Below are 15,801 nucleotides of genomic sequence, written 5' to 3'. Positions count from 1 at the left end.
TCACGAGGCCGCCCGCTCACCCCGCACGTCGTCCGGGTGGGCGAGGCCGAGGTGGTCGCGCAGGGTCGTGCCCTCGTACTCGGTGCGGAAGACGCCCTGTTCCTGGAGGAGCGGGACGACCTTGTCGGCGAAGACGTCGAGGCCGGTGGGGGTGATGTGCGGGACGAGGATGAAGCCGTCGCTCGCGTCGGCCTGGACGTACTCGTTGATGGTCCTGGCGACCGTCTCCGGGGAGCCGACGAAGGTCTGCCGGTTGCCGGTGTGGATGACCAGGTCGCGGATGGACCACTGGTTGGCGGCGGCCAGTTCGCGCCACTCGCGGGCGGTGGCGAGCGGGTCGCGGTACATACGGACCTGGGCACGGCCGCGCGAGATGTGCTCGTCGCTCACCAGGGGATCGATCTCGGGCAGCGGGCCCTCCGGGTCGTACGAGGACAGGTCCCGGTTCCAGACGAACTCCAGGTGCCTGAGGGCGGTGGCCCCGCTGACCTGCTGTCGGCGCACCTCCCTCGCGAGCTCCTCGGCCTCGGCGTCGGTGTCGCCGAGCGCGAAGGTGGCGGCGGGCAGGATGAGCAGGTCGCGGTGGCCGCGCCCGTACTTGGCGAGGCGGTTCTTGACGTCCGTGTAGAAGGCCTGGCCCTCCTTGAGGGCGGCGTACCGGCTGAAGATGGCGTCGGCGGAGGAGGCGGCGAACTCGCGGCCCTCCTCGGAGTCACCGGCCTGGAAGATCACCGGACGGCCCTGCGGGGAGCGAGGGACGTTGAACTGGCCGTGGATGTCGAAGTGTTGGCCGGTGTGGACGAAGGATCCGGCCTTCGCGTCGCGCAGGAAGACACCGGTCTCCTGGTCGGCCAGGATCTCGTCGCCGTGCCAGGAGTCGAAGAGCTCACCGGCCGTGGCGAGGAACTCCTTGGCCCGGGAGTAGCGCTCGTCCTGCGGGAGGAAGCCGCCGCGGCGGAAGTTCTCGCCGGTGAAGGCGTCCCAGGAGGTGACCACGTTCCAGGCGGAGCGGCCGCCGGAGAGGTGGTCGAGGCTGGCGAACTGGCGGGCCACCTCGTAGGGCTCGTTGAAGGTGGAGTTGATGGTGCCGGTCAGCCCGAGGTGTTCGGTGACGGCGGCGAGCGCGGTCAGGATCGTGAAGGTGTCGGGGCGGCCCACGACGTCCAAGTCGTATATGTGGCCACCCTGTTCGCGGAGCCTGAGACCCTCGGCGAGGAACAGGAAGTCGAACTTGGCCCGTTCGGCGGTGCGGGCGAAGTGGGCGAAGGAGCTGAACTCGATGTGACTGCCGGCCTCGGGGTCGCTCCACACGGTGGTGTTGTTGACGCCCGGGAAGTGGGCGGCCAGATGGATCTGCTTCAGCGGCTTGGTCATGGCTGTGCGGTCCTTCCCGTCTCAGGCGGCGGCGTAGCGGTTGGCGGGGCGGGCGAGGCCCAGCAGACCGCGCAGGGTGTCGGCTTCGTAGGCCCGTCGGAAGGCGTCCCGGCGCTGGAGCTCGGGGACCAGTGCGCGGGTGATCGCCGGGAGGTCGTGGCCGAGGACGGCGGGCCGAAGCCGGAACCCGGTCAGCCCGGCTGCCTGCAACTCCTGAAGCAGATCGGCGAGTTGGGCGGGGCTTCCGGCGAAGATGCGCGCGTCGCTCTCGTACGGCTCCCCCGCCGCCTCGTCGAGGCGTTCCCGGCGGGCCGTGGCCGCCGCGGGGTCGTCGTCGAGGAAGACCACGAGGTCGCCGAAGACGTGGATGGGCTGGTCGCCGAAGACATGGACGGGCTGGTCGCCCCCACTCGACGCCTCCCGCTCGGCGCGACCCGCCGCCTCCCGCTCGGCGTGGATCTCCGCGACGATCTCGCGGGCGTGCTCGGCGTCGCGCGGGGTGACGTAGCCGACGTCGGTCTGCCGGGCCACCAGCCGGTAGGGCACGGTCTGGTGGGCGAGGGCGGTGACGAGGGGCTGGCCCTGCGGCGGGCGCGGGGTGATGGAGGGGCCCTTGACGCTGAAGTGGCGGCCCTCGAAGTCGATGTAGTGGAGCTTGTCGCGGTCGATGAAGCGGCCGGTGGCGACGTCCCTGATCTCGGCGTCGTCCTCCCAGCTGTCCCAGAGCCTGCGCACGGCCTCGACGTAGTCGGCGGCCTCGTCGAAGAGGTCGGTCACCACGGGGCTGTCGTAGGAGTCGATGCGCGGGATCGTGCGGCGGCCGAAGTGGTCGGCCTCGTGGGGGCGGGCGGTGATCTGGACGCGGACACCCGCGCGGCCGGTGCTGACGTAGTCCAGCGTCGCGATCGCCTTGGAGAGGTGGAACGGCTCGGTGTGGGTGACGACCGCGGTCGGGACCAGGCCGATGTGCCGGGTCAGCGGGGCGATCCGGGCGGCGAGCAGCACGGCGTCGAGACGGCCGCGGACCTGGTCGGTGCGGTCGTCCGGGTCCAGGTGGTGGGAGGACTGGAGGCCGAGGCCGTCCTCGAAGGTGACGAAGTCGAGCAGTCCGCGCTCGGCCTCGGCGACCAGGTCGGCCCAGTAGCCGGCGGTGAACAGGTCCCGGGGGCGGGCGACCGGCTCGCGCCAGGAGGCGGGGTGCCAGCCGGTGCCGTCGAGGGCGACGGCGAGATGCAGCGGAGATGAGGGGGACACGAGGGGTGCCTTCCTGGAGGTCCGTACGAGAACACCGGCCCGGGCACACAGCACTCAGGGCACGGCGGGGAGGAGACGGGGTCAGGGGCGACAGAGAGCGCCGGCGACACGCTGGAGGTCGATGTGCAGCCGGAGGTAGGGGATACACATGTCCCTGCCTCCCGTTCCGCCGGCGCGCGCCTCGTCAGAGGTCACAACGCCTCCGCCGAGGCGTCTGTTCCTGGGGTGCGCACGTGGAGGATGGTCATGCGGCGGCGCAGGGTGAAGCCGAGCGACTGGTACAGCCGGATCGCGGTGGTGTTGTGGGCGGCGGCGTGCAGGAACGGCGTCTCGCCGCGCTCCACGATGCCCGCGGCGACCGCGCGCACCAGCCGGGTGCCGAGGCCACGGCCGCGGTGGTCCGGGTCGGTGCAGACGGCGCTGATCTCGGTCCAGCCGGGCAGGCGGAGCCGTTCCCCGGCCAGGGCGATCAGCCGGCCGCGGTGGCGGATGCCGAGGTAGGTGCCGAGGAGGACAGTGCGGGCGAGGAAGGGGCCGGGCCCGGTGCGGGCGACGAGGTCCAGGATGTCGGGGACGTCGTCGGGCCCGAGCGGTACGGCCTCGGGGTCGGGTTCGGCCCGCAGTCGGGTGTCGACGAGCTGGACGCCCTGTCCGCCGCCGATGACGTCCCAGCCGTCGGGCACGCTCTCGACCCCCTTGAGCTTGGTGGTGGCGCCCGGGCCCAGCAGGGAGTGCAGGTCGGCCCAGGCGGCCGGGTCCGCCGGGTCGGCGAGCGCGGCGAACGCGTACACGTCCGCCGGGTAGCGCGCCGCCCGGCCGACCCTCCCCCAGCCTTCGGCCGGGGTGACCCCCCTCTCGCTGCGCTCGGCGAAGGGCGCGTGCGGTCCGTCCAGGGCGGCCCAGACGGGGTTGTCCAGGAGAGGGGTTCCAAGGGCGAGCTGGTGGACCACGACGGCCTTTCTCACAAACGGTTCTGACGGATGATCAGGAGTTGGTGAGGGGCAGCCCGGGCGGGTTGACCTCGGACTTGGCGACGGCCTCGCCGGAGAGGTTCCAGGCCTTGAGCCACTTCGCGTACTGCCCGTTCTCGATCAGGTGGTTGATCGCGGCGGCGAGCGGCTCGGCGAGGCCGCTGTCCTTCTTGGCGGTCGCGGCGATCAGGCCCTGGAGGCTCTCCCCCGCACCGGAGAACCGGCCCGCGATCCGGGTCGCCTGGGGCGTCTTCGCGGTCTGGGTGGTGTGGTACGAGAGGTTCGGGCTGGGGCCGAAGTAGGCGTCGATCTTGCCGCTGTTCAGGGCCAGATAGAGGCTGTTGGTCTCCTGGAAGTACTTGACCGTGAGCTTCTTGCCCTCCTTCTCCAGCTTCGCCTTCCACTCCAGGAGGAGCTTCTCCTGGTTGGTGCCGTTGCCGACGGAGACGGTCTTGCCGGCGAGGTTCTCGTAGTTGTCGTCGAAGTTCCAGGTGTTGTCCTTCTTCACCTCGAACGCGAGATCGTCCTTGCGGTAGGAGGCGAACTCGTACTTCTGCTTGCGTTCCTCGGTGTCGGTGACGTTGGAGAAGGCCACGTCCACCTTGCCGCTGTCGAGACCGATGAAGAGGTTCTCCCAAGTGGAGCGCTGCACCTCGGGCTTGAGGCCGAGGACGGCGGAGACCAGGCGGGCGAGGTCGATCTCGGAGCCGGTGAGCGTCTTCTGGTCGCTGCCGACGAAGCCGAGCGGCGGGGCCCCGGAGGGCAGGGTGCCGGAGCCGATGACCAGCTTGCCGCTCTTCTTGACGTCGTCCGGGAGCAGGGAGCTGATGGACTTCACCTCGGAAACCCTGAGGGCGGTCTCGGTGGCCGCGCCGTTGGACAGCCGGCCGACCGTGATCGTGCCGGCGGTGTCGGTCGTGGTGGCGGCGTCGCTCTCGCCCCCGCAGGCGGCGAGCCCGGTGGCGAGGGTGGCGACGGCGGTCGCCGCGGTGAGGCCGCGTATCAGGCTGCGTCGGGTGAGATGCGTGCGCATGACTGTCCTTGTCTTGTGGGTGAAGGTGAGGCAGGGGGTGTCAGAGGACCTTGCTGAGGAAGTCCCGGGTCCGCTCGTGCCGCGGCTTGTCCAGCACCTCGGAGGGCGGGCCCTGTTCGACGATCTTTCCGCCGTCGATGAAGACGACCCGGTCGGCGATCTCGCGGGCGAACCCGATCTCGTGGGTGACGATCACCAGGGTGGTGCCGCTCTTCGCCAAGTCCTTGATGACGGCGAGGACTTCGCCCACCAGCTCCGGGTCGAGGGCGGAGGTGGGCTCGTCGAAGAGGATGACGCCGGGCCGCAGCGCGAGGGCGCGGGCGATGGCGACGCGCTGCTGCTGTCCGCCGGACAGCTGCCGCGGGTAGGCGCTCTCCTTGTCGGCGAGGCCGACCCGGTCCAGGAGTTCACGGGCGAGCGTGTGGGCCGCGTCCCGGTCCAGCCTTCCGGTCGCCACCGGGGCCGCGGCGACGTTCTCCAGCACGGTCAGGTGCGGGAAGAGGTTGAAGTTCTGGAAGACGAACCCGATGTTGCCGCGCTGGGCCAGGATCGCCCGCTCGCTCAGCTCCTTGAGGTGTTCGCCCTGCTTTCGTACGCCGATGAGCTCGCCGCTGACGCTGACGTACCCGATCTCGGGCTTCTCCAGGTGGTTGACGACCCGGAGCAGGGTGGACTTGCCCGAGCCGGACGGGCCGAGGATGACGGTGACCTCGCCGGCCCGGACGGTCAGGTCGACGCCGTCCAGGACCCGGTGGGTGCCGTACCACTTGTGCACGTCGTGGACCTCGACGGCGGCGGGCACGATCTGGAGGGTCTCGGTGGTCATACGGCGGCCTCCCTGCGGATACGGGCGCGCAGGTCGCTCGCTCCGGTGCGCAGTTTCTGAAGCGGGGTCGGGGGCAGCGTGCGGGTGGCGCCCCGGGCGAAGTACCGCTCGACGTAGAACTGGACGACGGAGACGACGGTGGTCAGGATCAGGTACCAGACGGTGACGACCAGCAGCAGCGGCACGATGTCGCCGGGGTAGGTGGCGCCCATCGTCTGGGCGGCGCCGAACAGGTCGAGCAGCGACACGTAGAACACCAGCGAGGTGGCCTTCACCAGGTCGATCAGCTGGTTGACGTAGTTCGGCGTGATGGAGCGCAGGGCCTGCGGGAAGACGACCTTGCGGAACTGGTAGCCCTTGGGCAGTCCTAGTGCGGCGGCGGCTTCGTGCTGGCCCTGGTCGACGGAGAGGATGCCGCCGCGGACCGCCTCGGCCGCGTACGCCGCCTGGTTGAGGCTCAGGCCGACGACGGCGACGACGATGTCGGTGGCGAGCCGGGACTCGTCGAAGGAGAAGAAGGCCGGTCCGAAGGGGACGCCCACGCTGAGCGTCTGGTAGAGGGCGCTGAAGTTGTAGAGGAAGAGCAGGATGACGATCAGCGGGATGGAACGGAACGTCCAGATGTAGATCCAGCTGACCGCCCGCAGGACGGGGCTCTTCGAGAGCCGGGCCAGTGCGAGCAGGATGCCGCCGAGGAGACCCAACACCGCGCTGTAGGCGGTGACTTCGAGCGTGACGAGCAGTCCGTCGAGGATCGTCGGGCGCAGGAACCAGTAGCCGAACCGGTCCCACTGGTAGAAGGGGTTGGTCACCAGGCCGTGCACGAACTGGGCCGTGAGGACCAGGACGACGGCGGTGGCGATCCACCGGCCGGGGCGGCGCAGGGGCAGAACTCGCTGGGCGGAAAAGGACTTTGAGGGCGTGTCAGTGGCGGAGGGCGGCGGCGGTGCCTCGGTGAGGGACACGGCGACGCCTGGGGGTTCACTCATGGTGGGGCTCCGGCGGGAGTCGGATTCCCCGGGTACGGCGAACGAGGCGTGCTACGACCTGAGGGGCGTGACACACATGGACGCACGGGCACCGGGGCTTGGTGGACGACGGCACACCGCGAGGGCGGTGTTCGTCTTCGGGGGCGGGGCTGCGGAGGCGGAGAGGTCAGCCCCGACAGCGGGCACGGCCCGGTGCGGTACACAGTGCGCTGTTCACGCGGAGCAGATCGACGGCCCGGTCGGCGACGAGCAGGTCCACGTACGGCAGTACGCAGCCGTGGGAGCGGCGCGGGGCCGTCCTGGGGGCTGCGTACATGTCCGTCACCGTGTTCTTCCGGCCCGTCGGGCCCTCGCGCTTACCGATATGTCGTCGGCCCGGTCGTCACCTGGGGCACCCCACCGCGGAGCGAGGGTTGCCGGTCAGCAAGCCAGGGCTTGTCGCTGACGCTCATGACCGTTCTGGGGCGTAAGTTAAGACACTTGCCCGAACGGATGTCAACGCCGTTCCGCCACGTGGGCGGTGTGCGCGGCCCAGTCCAGGATCTGTACGGCCGACCCGGCGGCCTCCAGGCCACGACAGCGGGCGTGATGGCGGCGGGCGATGCCGTCGAGGTCGAGGTGGGTGCCGAAGGCGGGGTGGGCGGTCAACCGGCGGGCGTAGGACCACAGTTCGGGGTGGTCGGCGATCCGCTGGACGGCGGAGGCGTCCAGGTGATGGCGGTGCACGGTGTCGAGCTGCACCAGGGCGGCCCACAACTCGACGTCGGCCGCGGTGATCTGATCGCGGATCAGGTACTCGCGTCCGACGAGCCAGCGCTCCAGCGAGCCGAGGGTCTCCAGCAGCTTGTCGAGGGCGGCCGGGTCGCCGCCGGCCGATCCGGCGAGCTGGGCGGCCCGCTCGATGCCGTCGGCACACAGCCGCTCGACGGCCTCGGTCTCCGACTCCGAGCCGCACGGGTACAGATCCGCGCGGTCGCCGCCGAAGCGGCGGGCCAGGTCGCGGGTGATGTCCGGGACGTGGGTGCTGACGATGCGTCCCGACCAGTCGTCGCTGAGGACGGGTCCGCAGGCGGCACCGGTGTAGTGGTGCGCGCTCGCCTCGTAGAGGGGGCGCAGCGCGGAGTGTCCGCCGTCGGGACAGTCGGGGACGGCGTCCAGGAAGGTCACGGGACAGGCTTCGGCGAGGCCGAGCAGGCTGTGCACGACGGCGATGCGCAGGCCGTCGGGACATGACGTCGACAGATGGAGCCGGTAGCGGCGCGGCACGGCGTAGTGCCCGCTGCGCGCGTCCCGGCCGATGCGGCCCCGGAAGGCGGGGGCGGGCTGCGCGATCGAGACGCGGGTGAGCGGAGTGACGGACATGGGTCTCCCTGGGTGTGGGCGCGCGGACGTACGCGCGGCGGAAGCGACGTCGGGCCGTGAGGAGGGAGGCGTGCCCGGGCCCGGGGCGGCAGGGGCACGCCGGACGCGACAGGGAACGGCGACCGGGTCAGCCGCGGGCGCCGATGGCGCTGCACACGCGCTGGAGGTCGATGTGCCGGCGGGAGGTGAGAAGAGGCGACGGCCGGGACGTACGGCTCACTCGGCCGACGGCCGGTTCAAGGCGCCTCATGTTTCCCTACCTGTTCACTAGGATTCCCTTCTGGAGTGTCGATCGAGTCGCGGTCGACGTCAAGAGGGCGTCCACAGGCCGGTCACCGACCCCGGCGAGAGCTCCGTCCGAAGTGACCCGGAGACCCCGTACTCTGACGCCCCATGGAACTGGTCTTCACCGGTCGGGTGATCGAATGGCGCGGTCCGGCGCCGTACTACTTCGTCCCCGTGCCGGACGAGGAGTCCGCCGACATCCGTGAGGTGGCTACGGCGGCCTCGTACGGCTGGGGGGTCATCCCGGTCGAGGCGACGATCGGCGAGACCGCCTTCACCACGTCGCTCTTCCCCAAGGACGGCCGCTATCTGCTGCCGCTCAAGGCCGCCGTGCGCACGCCACTCAGCCTGACGACCGACTCCGACGTGAGCGTCCGGATCACCGTCCTGCTCTGACGCCGGCGCGGTCGACAACTCCCTTCCCTCAAGGCTTACTTCACCTCTTGACGGAAATGGTCCATACCTTTAGGTTCCGGGTCAGCAACGCCCCGTGTGACGCCCGCTCGCCCCCAACACCCCCCTCAGGAGCGTCCCCACCATGCCCTTCTCCCTGCGCCTCGCCCGACTCCCGCTCCTCGCCGCGCTGCTGGCCGTCCTCGCAGCACTCTTGACGGTGACCCCGGCGCACGCCGCCAGTGGGTCGATATCCGGGCTCGCCGGCAAGTGTGTCGACGTGGCGGGCGCGAGCAGCGCCAACGGCACCCCGGTACAGCTCTACGACTGCAACGGAACCGGTGCCCAGATCTGGTCCAACTCCGGCGACGGCACGCTCCGGGCGCTCGGCAAATGTCTGGACGTCGTCGAACGCAGCACCGCCGACGGGGCCGCCGTCCAGCTGTGGGACTGCTCCGGCGGCGCCAACCAGCAGTGGGTGGTGAGCGCGGCGCGCGACATCGTCAACCCGGCCGCGAACAAGTGCCTGGACGTCCGGGACAACAACAGCGCCAACGGCACCCGGCTACAGATCTGGACCTGTGCCGGCACGGCCAACCAGAAGTGGAACGCGCCCGCGAGCGGCGGCGGCAGCACCCCGTCCGGGTTCGTGGTCTCCGAGGCGCAGTTCAACCAGATGTTCCCGAGCCGGAATTCGTTCTACACCTACAGCGGGCTGGTCGCGGCCCTCAGCTCCTACCCCGGCTTCGCGAACACCGGCGGCGACACCGTGAAGAAGCAGGAGGCCGCCGCCTTCCTCGCCAACGTCAACCACGAGACCGGCGGCCTGGTCCACGTGGTCGAGCAGAACACCGCCAACTACCCCCACTACTGCGACTGGAGCCAGTCGTACGGCTGCCCGGCCGGCCAGGCCGCCTACTACGGTCGCGGGCCCATCCAGCTCAGCTGGAACTTCAACTACAAGGCCGCCGGTGACGCGTTGGGCCTGGATCTGCTGGGCAACCCCTGGCTGGTGCAGAACGACGCGTCCGTGGCCTGGCGGACCGGCCTGTGGTACTGGAACACCCAGACGGGACCCGGCACCATGACCCCGCACAACGCCATGGTCAACCAGGCCGGCTTCGGCCAGACGATCCGTTCCATCAACGGCTCCCTGGAGTGCGACGGCAGGAACCCGGCGCAGGTGCAGAGCCGCGTCGACGCCTACAACCGGTTCACCTCGATCCTCGGCGTCGCCCCGGGCGGCAACCTCTACTGCTGACAAGGAGCCGCTGTCATGCCCAAGTTGAGATCGTTCGGCTCGGCACTCCTCGGCGCGCTGGCCCTCGTCGTCGCCGTCCCCACGTCCGCCCACGCGAACGTCCTGACCCTCCTCCCGCAGAACGCCGACGGCCTGGAGCAGACCTACTCCCCGGCCTACGACTACGACGGCGACGGCTGCTACGCGACCGCCGCGATCGGCGCCGACGGCACCCTCAACCCCGGTCTGAAGCCGGGCGGCGACGTCAACGGCCACTGCCACGACTACGCCCAGCTCGCCAACGCCAACACCTACTCGCGCGCGAAGTGCAACAACGGCTGGTGCGCGGTGATGTACGCCAGCTACTTCGAGAAGGACCAGGCCACGCTCGGGCCGGCGGCCATCGGGCACCGGCACGACTGGGAGCACGTCGTGGTGTGGATCAGCGGCGACCAGGTCCAGTACGTGTCGGTGTCCCAGCACAGCGGCTACCAGGTGGCCGCCCGCACCTCGGTCCGCTTCGACGGCACCCATCCGAAGATCGTCTACCACAAGGACGGGGTGTCCACCCACTGCTTCCGCTTCGCCGGCGGCAATGACGAACCGCCGGAGAACGTCACGGGCGGCTGGTTCTTCCCGCGCCTGGTCGGCTGGAACGGCTATCCGGCCGGCTACCGCGACAAGCTCCTCGGCGCCGACTTCGGCTCGGCCACCATCAAGATCGACGACGGCGACTTCCAGTACGCCCTCGGCCTGGCGAAGCCGTCCGGCATCCCCTTCGACCCGAACGCCCGAGCCAAGCACAAAAGACAGGCACAAAGAGAGGGGCCCCGCGAGCTTCCGCCCGCGGGGCCCCTCTTCTGCCGTCGGGACGACAGGATTTGAACCTGCGACCCCTTGACCCCCAGTCAAGTGCGCTACCAAGCTGCGCCACGTCCCGGCCGCGATCGTCACGAGTCTTCCGTGTGAACGCGCAGGTAAACCCTACCGCACGCGCGCGGCCGATCCGACTGGCGGGACGTCAGCCCCGGGTGGAGACCGTCTCCGGGCGGGCCGGGGTGTCCACGGTGACCCGGCGGACGGCCCGCCCGACGGGGACGAGCAGCGCGGCCAGGGCCGCCCCGAGCAACAGCAGCGCCAGCAGCGTGAAGCCGTGGGTGTATCCGGACTCGTACGGCAGTCCGGAGGGCTGGAGGTGCCCGGTCACCAGGACGCTGGTGACGGCGGCGCCGATGGAGCCGCCGATGGTGCGGATGTTGGCGTTCATGCCGGTCGCGGCGCCCGTCTGGTCGGCCGGGACGCTGCCCACGATCAGGTTGGCCATGGAGGCGAAGGCGAGGCCGATACCAAGGCCGAACAGGCCCGCGACGACGGCGACCTGCCACTGTTCGTCATGCCAGAGGGCGAGCACGCCACAGGCCGCCGCACCGAGCGCGGCGCCCGTCACCAGCAGCGCCTTCGCACCGAGCACCGGCTCCAGACGGCCGCCGAGCACACCGGAGAGGAACATCGCCACCAGCATCGGCAGCATGAGGAGGCCGGCCGCCGTGACGCTCGCGCCGAAGCCGTACCCGGCCGCCGTCGGCGTCTGGACGAAGCCCGGCAGGAAGGACCACAGCGCGTACATGCCCGCGCCGAACAGCAGCGCCACGGTGTTCGTGGTCCACACGGCGGGCAGGCGCATCACCCGCAGATCGATCAGCGGCGTGCGGGAGCGAGCTTCGGAGTACAGCCACAGCGCGAACAGGGCGACGGCCAGGGCGAACAGGCCGATCACCCGCGTCGATCCCCATCCCCACGTGGTCGCCTGACTGAGCGGCAGCAGCAACGCCACCAGCCAGGCCGACAGCAGCCCGGCACCGAGCCAATTGACACTGCCCTCGGCCCTGTTGGGCGACTCGGGCACATACCGTACGGCGATCAGCGTGGCGGCCGCGACGACGCCGACCGGGATCCAGAACAGCCAGCGGAAGTCGAGCGCGGAGACGATGGGTCCGGCGGCGACGATGCCGACGCCACCGCCGGCGGCGATCACGGCGGACAGGTTGCTGATGCTCTTGCTCACCTGCGCCGGGGCGAACTCGTCCCGGATGATGCCGAAGGAGAGCGGGAACAGGGCGCCGCCGACGCCCTGGACGACCCGGGCCACGATCAGGACGCCGATGGTCGGCGCCAGCGCGGCCAGCAGACAGCCGACCGCCACGGTCACCAGGACGGCGACAAGGGTGCGCTTCTTGCCGATCAGGTCGCCGACGCGGCCGAGGATCGGGGTGAAGATCGACGCGGAGAGCAGGTACGCCGTCATCACCCAGGTCGCGGTGGACTGCGAGGTGTGCAGAGCTTGCTGGACGGTCGGCAGGGCCGGCGCGATCAGCGACTGGAGCATGGCGAACACGCCCGCACCGGTCGCGAGGACCGCGAAGGTGAGGCGGGTGGAATTGCGGGGCATGGAGAAGCCTCTCCGAGCACGAGGATGCGGCCGGAGCCTCTGGGGAGCGGTCGCGGAAAGAATGAGGAGGCACCTCGACTGCTAAAGTGGAGGTACGCCTCCACTCTATCGGAGGCATGCCTCCGCTTCAACCCGTAACGGAGGTAAACCTCCGCTTTACCTTCGGGAGGCGTCCGTGACCACCCAGTCCTTCCCCGTCACCGAGCTCGTCGCGGCGCGCCGCCCCACCCGCAAAGACGCCGCCCGCAACTACGACGCGCTGCTGGCCGCCGCACGGGAGGCGTTCGCCGAGCACGGCTCCGAGGCGTCGCTGGAGGACATCGCGCGGCGCGCGGGGGTCGGCATCGGCACGCTGTACCGGAACTTCCCGACCCGGCGGCAACTCTTCGAGACGGTCTACGCGGACGAGGTCAACGCGCTGTGCCGGCTGGCGGTGGAGCTGGCGGACCGGGAGCCGTGGGAGGCGCTGACGGTCTGGCTCGACCGGTTCGCGGGGTACATGGTGACGAAGCGGGCGGTGCGGGAGGCTCTCGACGGCGAGTCGGAGATCTTCGTGGCGTGCCGCGAGTCGATGTACGCGGGTGGGGGGCCGCTGTTCACGCGGGCGCAGGAGGCGGGGGCCGTGCGGGGGGACATGGAGTTCGGGGATCTGCTGCGGATGGTCGCGGGGATCATGGCGACCGCGTTCGAGGACGAGGCGCAGCGGGACCGGGTGCTGGGGATCGCGTTGGATGGTGTGCGCATGCGGAAGGACCCGGGCGCCTGAGAGCTCGGGTCCTTCGCGTCGTGCGCGGGTGCGGGTCGTGGGGGGCTTGTCTCGCCCACGCGGCCGAGCCGCCGATCGATACAGCCCCGCGCCCCTAGGCAGGTACAGGTACCCCTAGTTGTTCGGCTCGCTCCGTCAGCTCACGCCATACCTTCGGGGCCACCGGGATGCCCTTCTCACCTCGCTCCTCGGCGACCGCCGCACTGCGCTCGCCCGGGTAGTAGACGCCGTCCTCACTCGGCAACCCCTTCAGGGTGCTCAGGGTTTCGTCGACCGCCGCCGTGAAGGAATCCGCTCCGCCGAAAGCCACCGGATCGATCGCGATCAGCAGCGCGTTCTGGCGGTGCTTGCGGCCCTTCGGGTCGTCCGAGTGGAAGGACGCGAAGATCGGGGCGCCGACCAGGACGCTGGTGAGGAGTTCGAAGGCGAGGGACATCCCGGACCCCTTCGCGCCGCCCAGCGGCAGAGGCATGACCGCCTGCTCCGGGTCGGTCGTCGGGGTGCCGTCCGCCGTGGCGGCGGCGCCCTCCGGGAGCGGGGTGCCGCTCGCCTTCGCCTGGCGGATCTTGCCGAGGGCGATGGTGGCGGTGGCCATGTCTAGGAGCAGCGGGGCGTGGGTGCGGGCCGGTACGGCGATCGCGAGCGGGCTCGTGGCCACCGCCGCCCCCTTGACGCCCGTGTAGCCCATGTTGGGCATGCCGGCCACGAAGCCGAGGCCGACCAGGCCCTGTTCGGCGATCTTGGAGACGTAGTAGCCGATGGCGCCGGTGTGGACGGTCTCGCGTACGCCCACGGTGGCGATGCCGGTCGTACGGGCCCGTCGTACCGCCTCTTCCGCCGCCGCGCTCAGGGCCACCGGGCCGGGGGCGCGGTCGGCGTGGAGGACTGCGGCTGCCGGGGTGGTCGACTCGACCTTGATCTCGGGCGTGGCGTTCGCGACGCCCTTGGCGAGCAGGTCCAGGTAGGCCGGGACGCGGGCGGTGCCGTGGGAGTCGACGCCGCGCCGGGCGGCCCAGACGAACACGTCGGCCGTGGTCCGGGCGTGCTCGGGGCTCAGGCCGCCCTTCTCCAGGAGGGCGGCGGCGAAGGTGCGCAGCTCGTCGGCGGGGACGAGCACCTTCTGCGGGGTGGTGGACATGAGGGTCTCCTAGCGGGTGACGAGGACGTCGACGACCGCGGTCGTGCCCTCGGCCACGGACTTGAGGGCGCGCTCCAGCGCGGGGGTGAGCGCGTCCGGGGTGTCGACGGTCTCGGTGTGCAGGCCGAACGGTTCGGCGAAGGACGCCAGTCGGGGCAGCCGGTGCAGATCGGTGCCGAGCCACTCCCCCGTCTCGGCGGCGGCGCCCTCGGGGTAGAAGCGACGGTGGTTGAGATTCATCGACTTGTAGACACGGTTGTTGAACACGACGATCAGCAGCGGGAGTTCGTACGCCTTCGACGCGTCGTACGACGGGATGACCGGGTTGTAGGTGAAGGCACCGTCCCCGATCGTCAGAACCACCGGGCGTTCGCGTGCGGCCAGTTTGACGCCCAGCGCCACCGCGATGCCCTGGCCCAGTCCGCCCTGGACGTAGAAGTACGAGTCGGGGTCGGCGGTCTGCACGTGCCGCTTCACCACGCGGCTGTGGGTGATGGTCTCGTCGACGACGATCGCGTCCTGGCCGTCGAGCAGTTCGCGCAGGGTCGCCGCGACCAGTACCGGGTCGATGCCCTGGGCGTCGGCGGCCTTCGACTCGGCGGCGGCGATGGCCTGCTCTTCGGCGGCGTGCCGCTCCTCCTGTGCCGCCCGGCGGACAGCCACCGCGTTCTCGTCCAGGTCCTTCGCCCGCTTCGCCAGCTGGCGCAGGGTGTTGGCGACGTTGCCTTCCAAGTACCGGTCCGCGAACAGGACTTGGTAGACGACGTGCGGGCGTTGCGGCACCTCGTCGATCACCACGATCTTCGCCTTCGAGGGGCGGCGCGACGGCGGGTAGAACGGGGCGCGGCAGTTGACGAGGAGGATGAGGTCGGCCTCGTCCATCCAGGGGCCGATGTCGCTGCCGGCGTGCAGCGGGTGGGTGCGCGGGAAGTTGCCGCAGACCGCCGAGTCGGGCTCGACGACCGGGATGTTCCAGGCCTCGGCGAAGGCGACGAGGGCCTCGAAACCGCCCGCCTCACGACCGGCCGTCTCGGTGACGACGACCGGGTTCTTCGCGTCCCTGATCAGCTGCGCGACCGGGTCGACCTCTTCCGGTGAGCTGTGGGTGGAGCCGGGGGCGACGAGGGGCTTGGCCTCGCGGCCGACCCACTCCTCCAGGAGGATCTCCAGCGGGATGTTGAGGTACGCCGGTCCCGCCGGGGCCCGCCAGGACAGTTCCGCCGCCCGGGTGACCATCGTGGGGAGCGTGTGGACGCTCGCCGCCTCGGTGGACCACTTGGTGAACGGCTGGGCCACCGAGTGCGGGCCTCCCACGATGGACAGGTTGCGGTACCACTGGCCGCCCGGATCCTGACCGGGCCCGTCGCCGTACGTGGTCGACTCCGAGGAGCTGACCACCATCGGGACGCCGGCGAGCAGCGCCCCGTGGACCGCCATCGAGCCCTGGAGGAGTCCGGGCGCCGCGTGCAGGAGTACCCCCTGGGGGCGGCGCTTGATCAGGCCGTAGCCGGTGGCCATGCCGACCGCGACCGTCTCGTGGGTGAGGTCGAGGTACTCGGGGCAGGGCAGCCCGTCCCGGTGGCGGCGGGCCAGGGACTCCCACACCGGGGCCCATTCGGACCCCGAGGAGCAGAAGAGGTAGTCGGCGCCGACGGCGTTGAAGGCGGTGACGAGAGCGTCGCCGCCGTCGGCGCCGGGGGAAGTGGTGGTGTCGGTCATCT

At 70.7% G+C, this 15,801-nt stretch carries 16 protein-coding genes, 1 tRNA gene and 1 riboswitch; of the genes, 4 read left to right on the top strand and 13 right to left on the bottom strand.

Going from position 1 to position 15,801, the window contains the following annotated elements:
- From OG866_RS38900 to OG866_RS38860, 9 genes are all read right to left on the bottom strand, one after another.
- Positions 1-1,374 carry an NtaA/DmoA family FMN-dependent monooxygenase gene (locus tag OG866_RS38900; RefSeq protein ID WP_329342122.1) on the bottom strand — a complete coding sequence of 458 codons (1,374 nt, stop codon included), beginning with the start codon at positions 1,372-1,374 and terminating at the stop codon, positions 1-3.
- A 21-nt stretch (positions 1,375-1,395) separates the two neighbouring features.
- Positions 1,396-2,628 (bottom strand): LLM class flavin-dependent oxidoreductase, encoded by a 1,233-nt coding sequence (locus tag OG866_RS38895; protein WP_329342120.1) that lies wholly within the window; start codon positions 2,626-2,628, stop codon positions 1,396-1,398.
- Between the two features lie 191 nt (positions 2,629-2,819).
- On the bottom strand, positions 2,820-3,593 hold the full coding sequence (locus OG866_RS38890; RefSeq protein ID WP_329342118.1) for a GNAT family N-acetyltransferase: 774 nt from the start codon (positions 3,591-3,593) through the stop codon (positions 2,820-2,822).
- Between the two features lie 19 nt (positions 3,594-3,612).
- The gene (locus OG866_RS38885; protein WP_329342116.1) at positions 3,613-4,632 is read right to left on the bottom strand and encodes an ABC transporter substrate-binding protein; all 1,020 of its coding nucleotides are present in this window, start codon (positions 4,630-4,632) and stop codon (positions 3,613-3,615) included.
- Positions 4,633-4,672: 40 nt separating this feature from the next.
- A complete protein-coding gene (locus OG866_RS38880) occupies positions 4,673-5,458 on the bottom strand; it encodes an amino acid ABC transporter ATP-binding protein (RefSeq protein WP_329342114.1) in 786 nt (261 codons plus the stop codon).
- The gene (locus OG866_RS38875; protein WP_329342113.1) at positions 5,455-6,447 is read right to left on the bottom strand and encodes an amino acid ABC transporter permease; all 993 of its coding nucleotides are present in this window, start codon (positions 6,445-6,447) and stop codon (positions 5,455-5,457) included. Before OG866_RS38875 ends, OG866_RS38880 begins: the two co-directional genes overlap by 4 nt.
- A 166-nt stretch (positions 6,448-6,613) precedes the next feature.
- Positions 6,614-6,763 (bottom strand): hypothetical protein, encoded by a 150-nt coding sequence (locus OG866_RS38870; protein WP_159059550.1) that lies wholly within the window; start codon positions 6,761-6,763, stop codon positions 6,614-6,616.
- A gap of 31 nt (positions 6,764-6,794) precedes the next feature.
- Positions 6,795-6,903: riboswitch (SAM riboswitch) on the bottom strand.
- A gap of 39 nt (positions 6,904-6,942) precedes the next feature.
- The gene (locus OG866_RS38865) at positions 6,943-7,809 is read right to left on the bottom strand and encodes a glutathione S-transferase C-terminal domain-containing protein (RefSeq protein ID WP_329342112.1); all 867 of its coding nucleotides are present in this window, start codon (positions 7,807-7,809) and stop codon (positions 6,943-6,945) included.
- Positions 7,810-7,936: 127 nt separating this feature from the next.
- Positions 7,937-8,059 carry a putative leader peptide gene (locus tag OG866_RS38860; protein WP_329342110.1) on the bottom strand — a complete coding sequence of 41 codons (123 nt, stop codon included), beginning with the start codon at positions 8,057-8,059 and terminating at the stop codon, positions 7,937-7,939.
- A 143-nt stretch (positions 8,060-8,202) separates the two neighbouring features.
- On the opposite strand from OG866_RS38860, the gene OG866_RS38855 reads away from it, so the two are divergent.
- From OG866_RS38855 to OG866_RS38845, 3 genes are all read left to right on the top strand, one after another.
- Positions 8,203-8,490, top strand: coding sequence for a DUF1905 domain-containing protein (locus tag OG866_RS38855; RefSeq protein WP_329342109.1), 288 nt, complete (start codon positions 8,203-8,205; stop codon positions 8,488-8,490).
- 142 nt (positions 8,491-8,632) lie between these two features.
- Positions 8,633-9,748: a glycoside hydrolase family 19 protein gene (locus OG866_RS38850; protein ID WP_329342107.1), complete on the top strand. Its 1,116-nt coding sequence runs from the start codon at positions 8,633-8,635 to the stop codon at positions 9,746-9,748.
- A 15-nt stretch (positions 9,749-9,763) separates the two neighbouring features.
- Complete coding sequence (locus OG866_RS38845; protein WP_329342106.1) at positions 9,764-10,612, top strand: NPP1 family protein; 849 nt, start codon at positions 9,764-9,766, stop codon at positions 10,610-10,612.
- Here the strand turns inward: OG866_RS38845 and OG866_RS38840 are convergent.
- A tRNA-Pro gene (locus OG866_RS38840) sits at positions 10,594-10,667 on the bottom strand. The two genes, OG866_RS38845 and OG866_RS38840, sit on opposite strands and share 19 nt — an antisense overlap.
- 81 nt (positions 10,668-10,748) lie before the next feature.
- Positions 10,749-12,176, bottom strand: a complete 1,428-nt coding sequence (locus tag OG866_RS38835; protein WP_329342104.1) for an MFS transporter — start codon at positions 12,174-12,176, stop codon at positions 10,749-10,751.
- A 175-nt stretch (positions 12,177-12,351) separates the two neighbouring features.
- On the opposite strand from OG866_RS38835, the gene OG866_RS38830 reads away from it, so the two are divergent.
- Positions 12,352-12,942 carry a TetR/AcrR family transcriptional regulator gene (locus tag OG866_RS38830; RefSeq protein ID WP_329342102.1) on the top strand — a complete coding sequence of 197 codons (591 nt, stop codon included), beginning with the start codon at positions 12,352-12,354 and terminating at the stop codon, positions 12,940-12,942.
- A gap of 94 nt (positions 12,943-13,036) precedes the next feature.
- Here OG866_RS38830 and OG866_RS38825 read toward each other — a convergent pair whose 3' ends face one another.
- Positions 13,037-14,080 carry an Ldh family oxidoreductase gene (locus OG866_RS38825; protein WP_329342100.1) on the bottom strand — a complete coding sequence of 348 codons (1,044 nt, stop codon included), beginning with the start codon at positions 14,078-14,080 and terminating at the stop codon, positions 13,037-13,039.
- Positions 14,081-14,089: 9 nt separating this feature from the next.
- Positions 14,090-15,799, bottom strand: a complete 1,710-nt coding sequence (locus tag OG866_RS38820) for a thiamine pyrophosphate-dependent enzyme (protein WP_329342098.1) — start codon at positions 15,797-15,799, stop codon at positions 14,090-14,092.
- Between the last annotated feature and the right edge of the window lie 2 nt (positions 15,800-15,801).

The sequence above is a fragment of the Streptomyces sp. NBC_00663 genome, assembly GCF_036226885.1.
Classification (GTDB): Bacteria; Actinomycetota; Actinomycetes; order Streptomycetales; family Streptomycetaceae; genus Streptomyces.
This window is presented reverse-complemented; position numbering and strand designations above follow the sequence as displayed.

What these genes read in the sequence shown, in the direction of transcription:
- OG866_RS38900 (WP_329342122.1), bottom strand. Translation starts at nt 1,374, where the DNA reads ATGACCAAGCCGCTGAAGCAGATCCATCTGGCCGCCCACTTCCCGGGC.
- OG866_RS38885 (WP_329342116.1), bottom strand. Translation starts at nt 4,632, where the DNA reads ATGCGCACGCATCTCACCCGACGCAGCCTGATACGCGGCCTCACCGCG.
- OG866_RS38880 (WP_329342114.1), bottom strand. Translation starts at nt 5,458, where the DNA reads ATGACCACCGAGACCCTCCAGATCGTGCCCGCCGCCGTCGAGGTCCAC.
- OG866_RS38875 (WP_329342113.1), bottom strand. Translation starts at nt 6,447, where the DNA reads ATGAGTGAACCCCCAGGCGTCGCCGTGTCCCTCACCGAGGCACCGCCG.
- OG866_RS38870 (WP_159059550.1), bottom strand. Translation starts at nt 6,763, where the DNA reads ATGTACGCAGCCCCCAGGACGGCCCCGCGCCGCTCCCACGGCTGCGTA.
- OG866_RS38865 (WP_329342112.1), bottom strand. Translation starts at nt 7,809, where the DNA reads ATGTCCGTCACTCCGCTCACCCGCGTCTCGATCGCGCAGCCCGCCCCC.
- OG866_RS38860 (WP_329342110.1), bottom strand. Translation starts at nt 8,059, where the DNA reads ATGAGGCGCCTTGAACCGGCCGTCGGCCGAGTGAGCCGTACGTCCCGG.
- OG866_RS38855 (WP_329342109.1), top strand. Translation starts at nt 8,203, where the DNA reads ATGGAACTGGTCTTCACCGGTCGGGTGATCGAATGGCGCGGTCCGGCG.
- OG866_RS38850 (WP_329342107.1), top strand. Translation starts at nt 8,633, where the DNA reads ATGCCCTTCTCCCTGCGCCTCGCCCGACTCCCGCTCCTCGCCGCGCTG.
- OG866_RS38845 (WP_329342106.1), top strand. Translation starts at nt 9,764, where the DNA reads ATGCCCAAGTTGAGATCGTTCGGCTCGGCACTCCTCGGCGCGCTGGCC.
- OG866_RS38835 (WP_329342104.1), bottom strand. Translation starts at nt 12,176, where the DNA reads ATGCCCCGCAATTCCACCCGCCTCACCTTCGCGGTCCTCGCGACCGGT.
- OG866_RS38825 (WP_329342100.1), bottom strand. Translation starts at nt 14,080, where the DNA reads ATGTCCACCACCCCGCAGAAGGTGCTCGTCCCCGCCGACGAGCTGCGC.
- OG866_RS38820 (WP_329342098.1), bottom strand. Translation starts at nt 15,799, where the DNA reads ATGACCGACACCACCACTTCCCCCGGCGCCGACGGCGGCGACGCTCTC.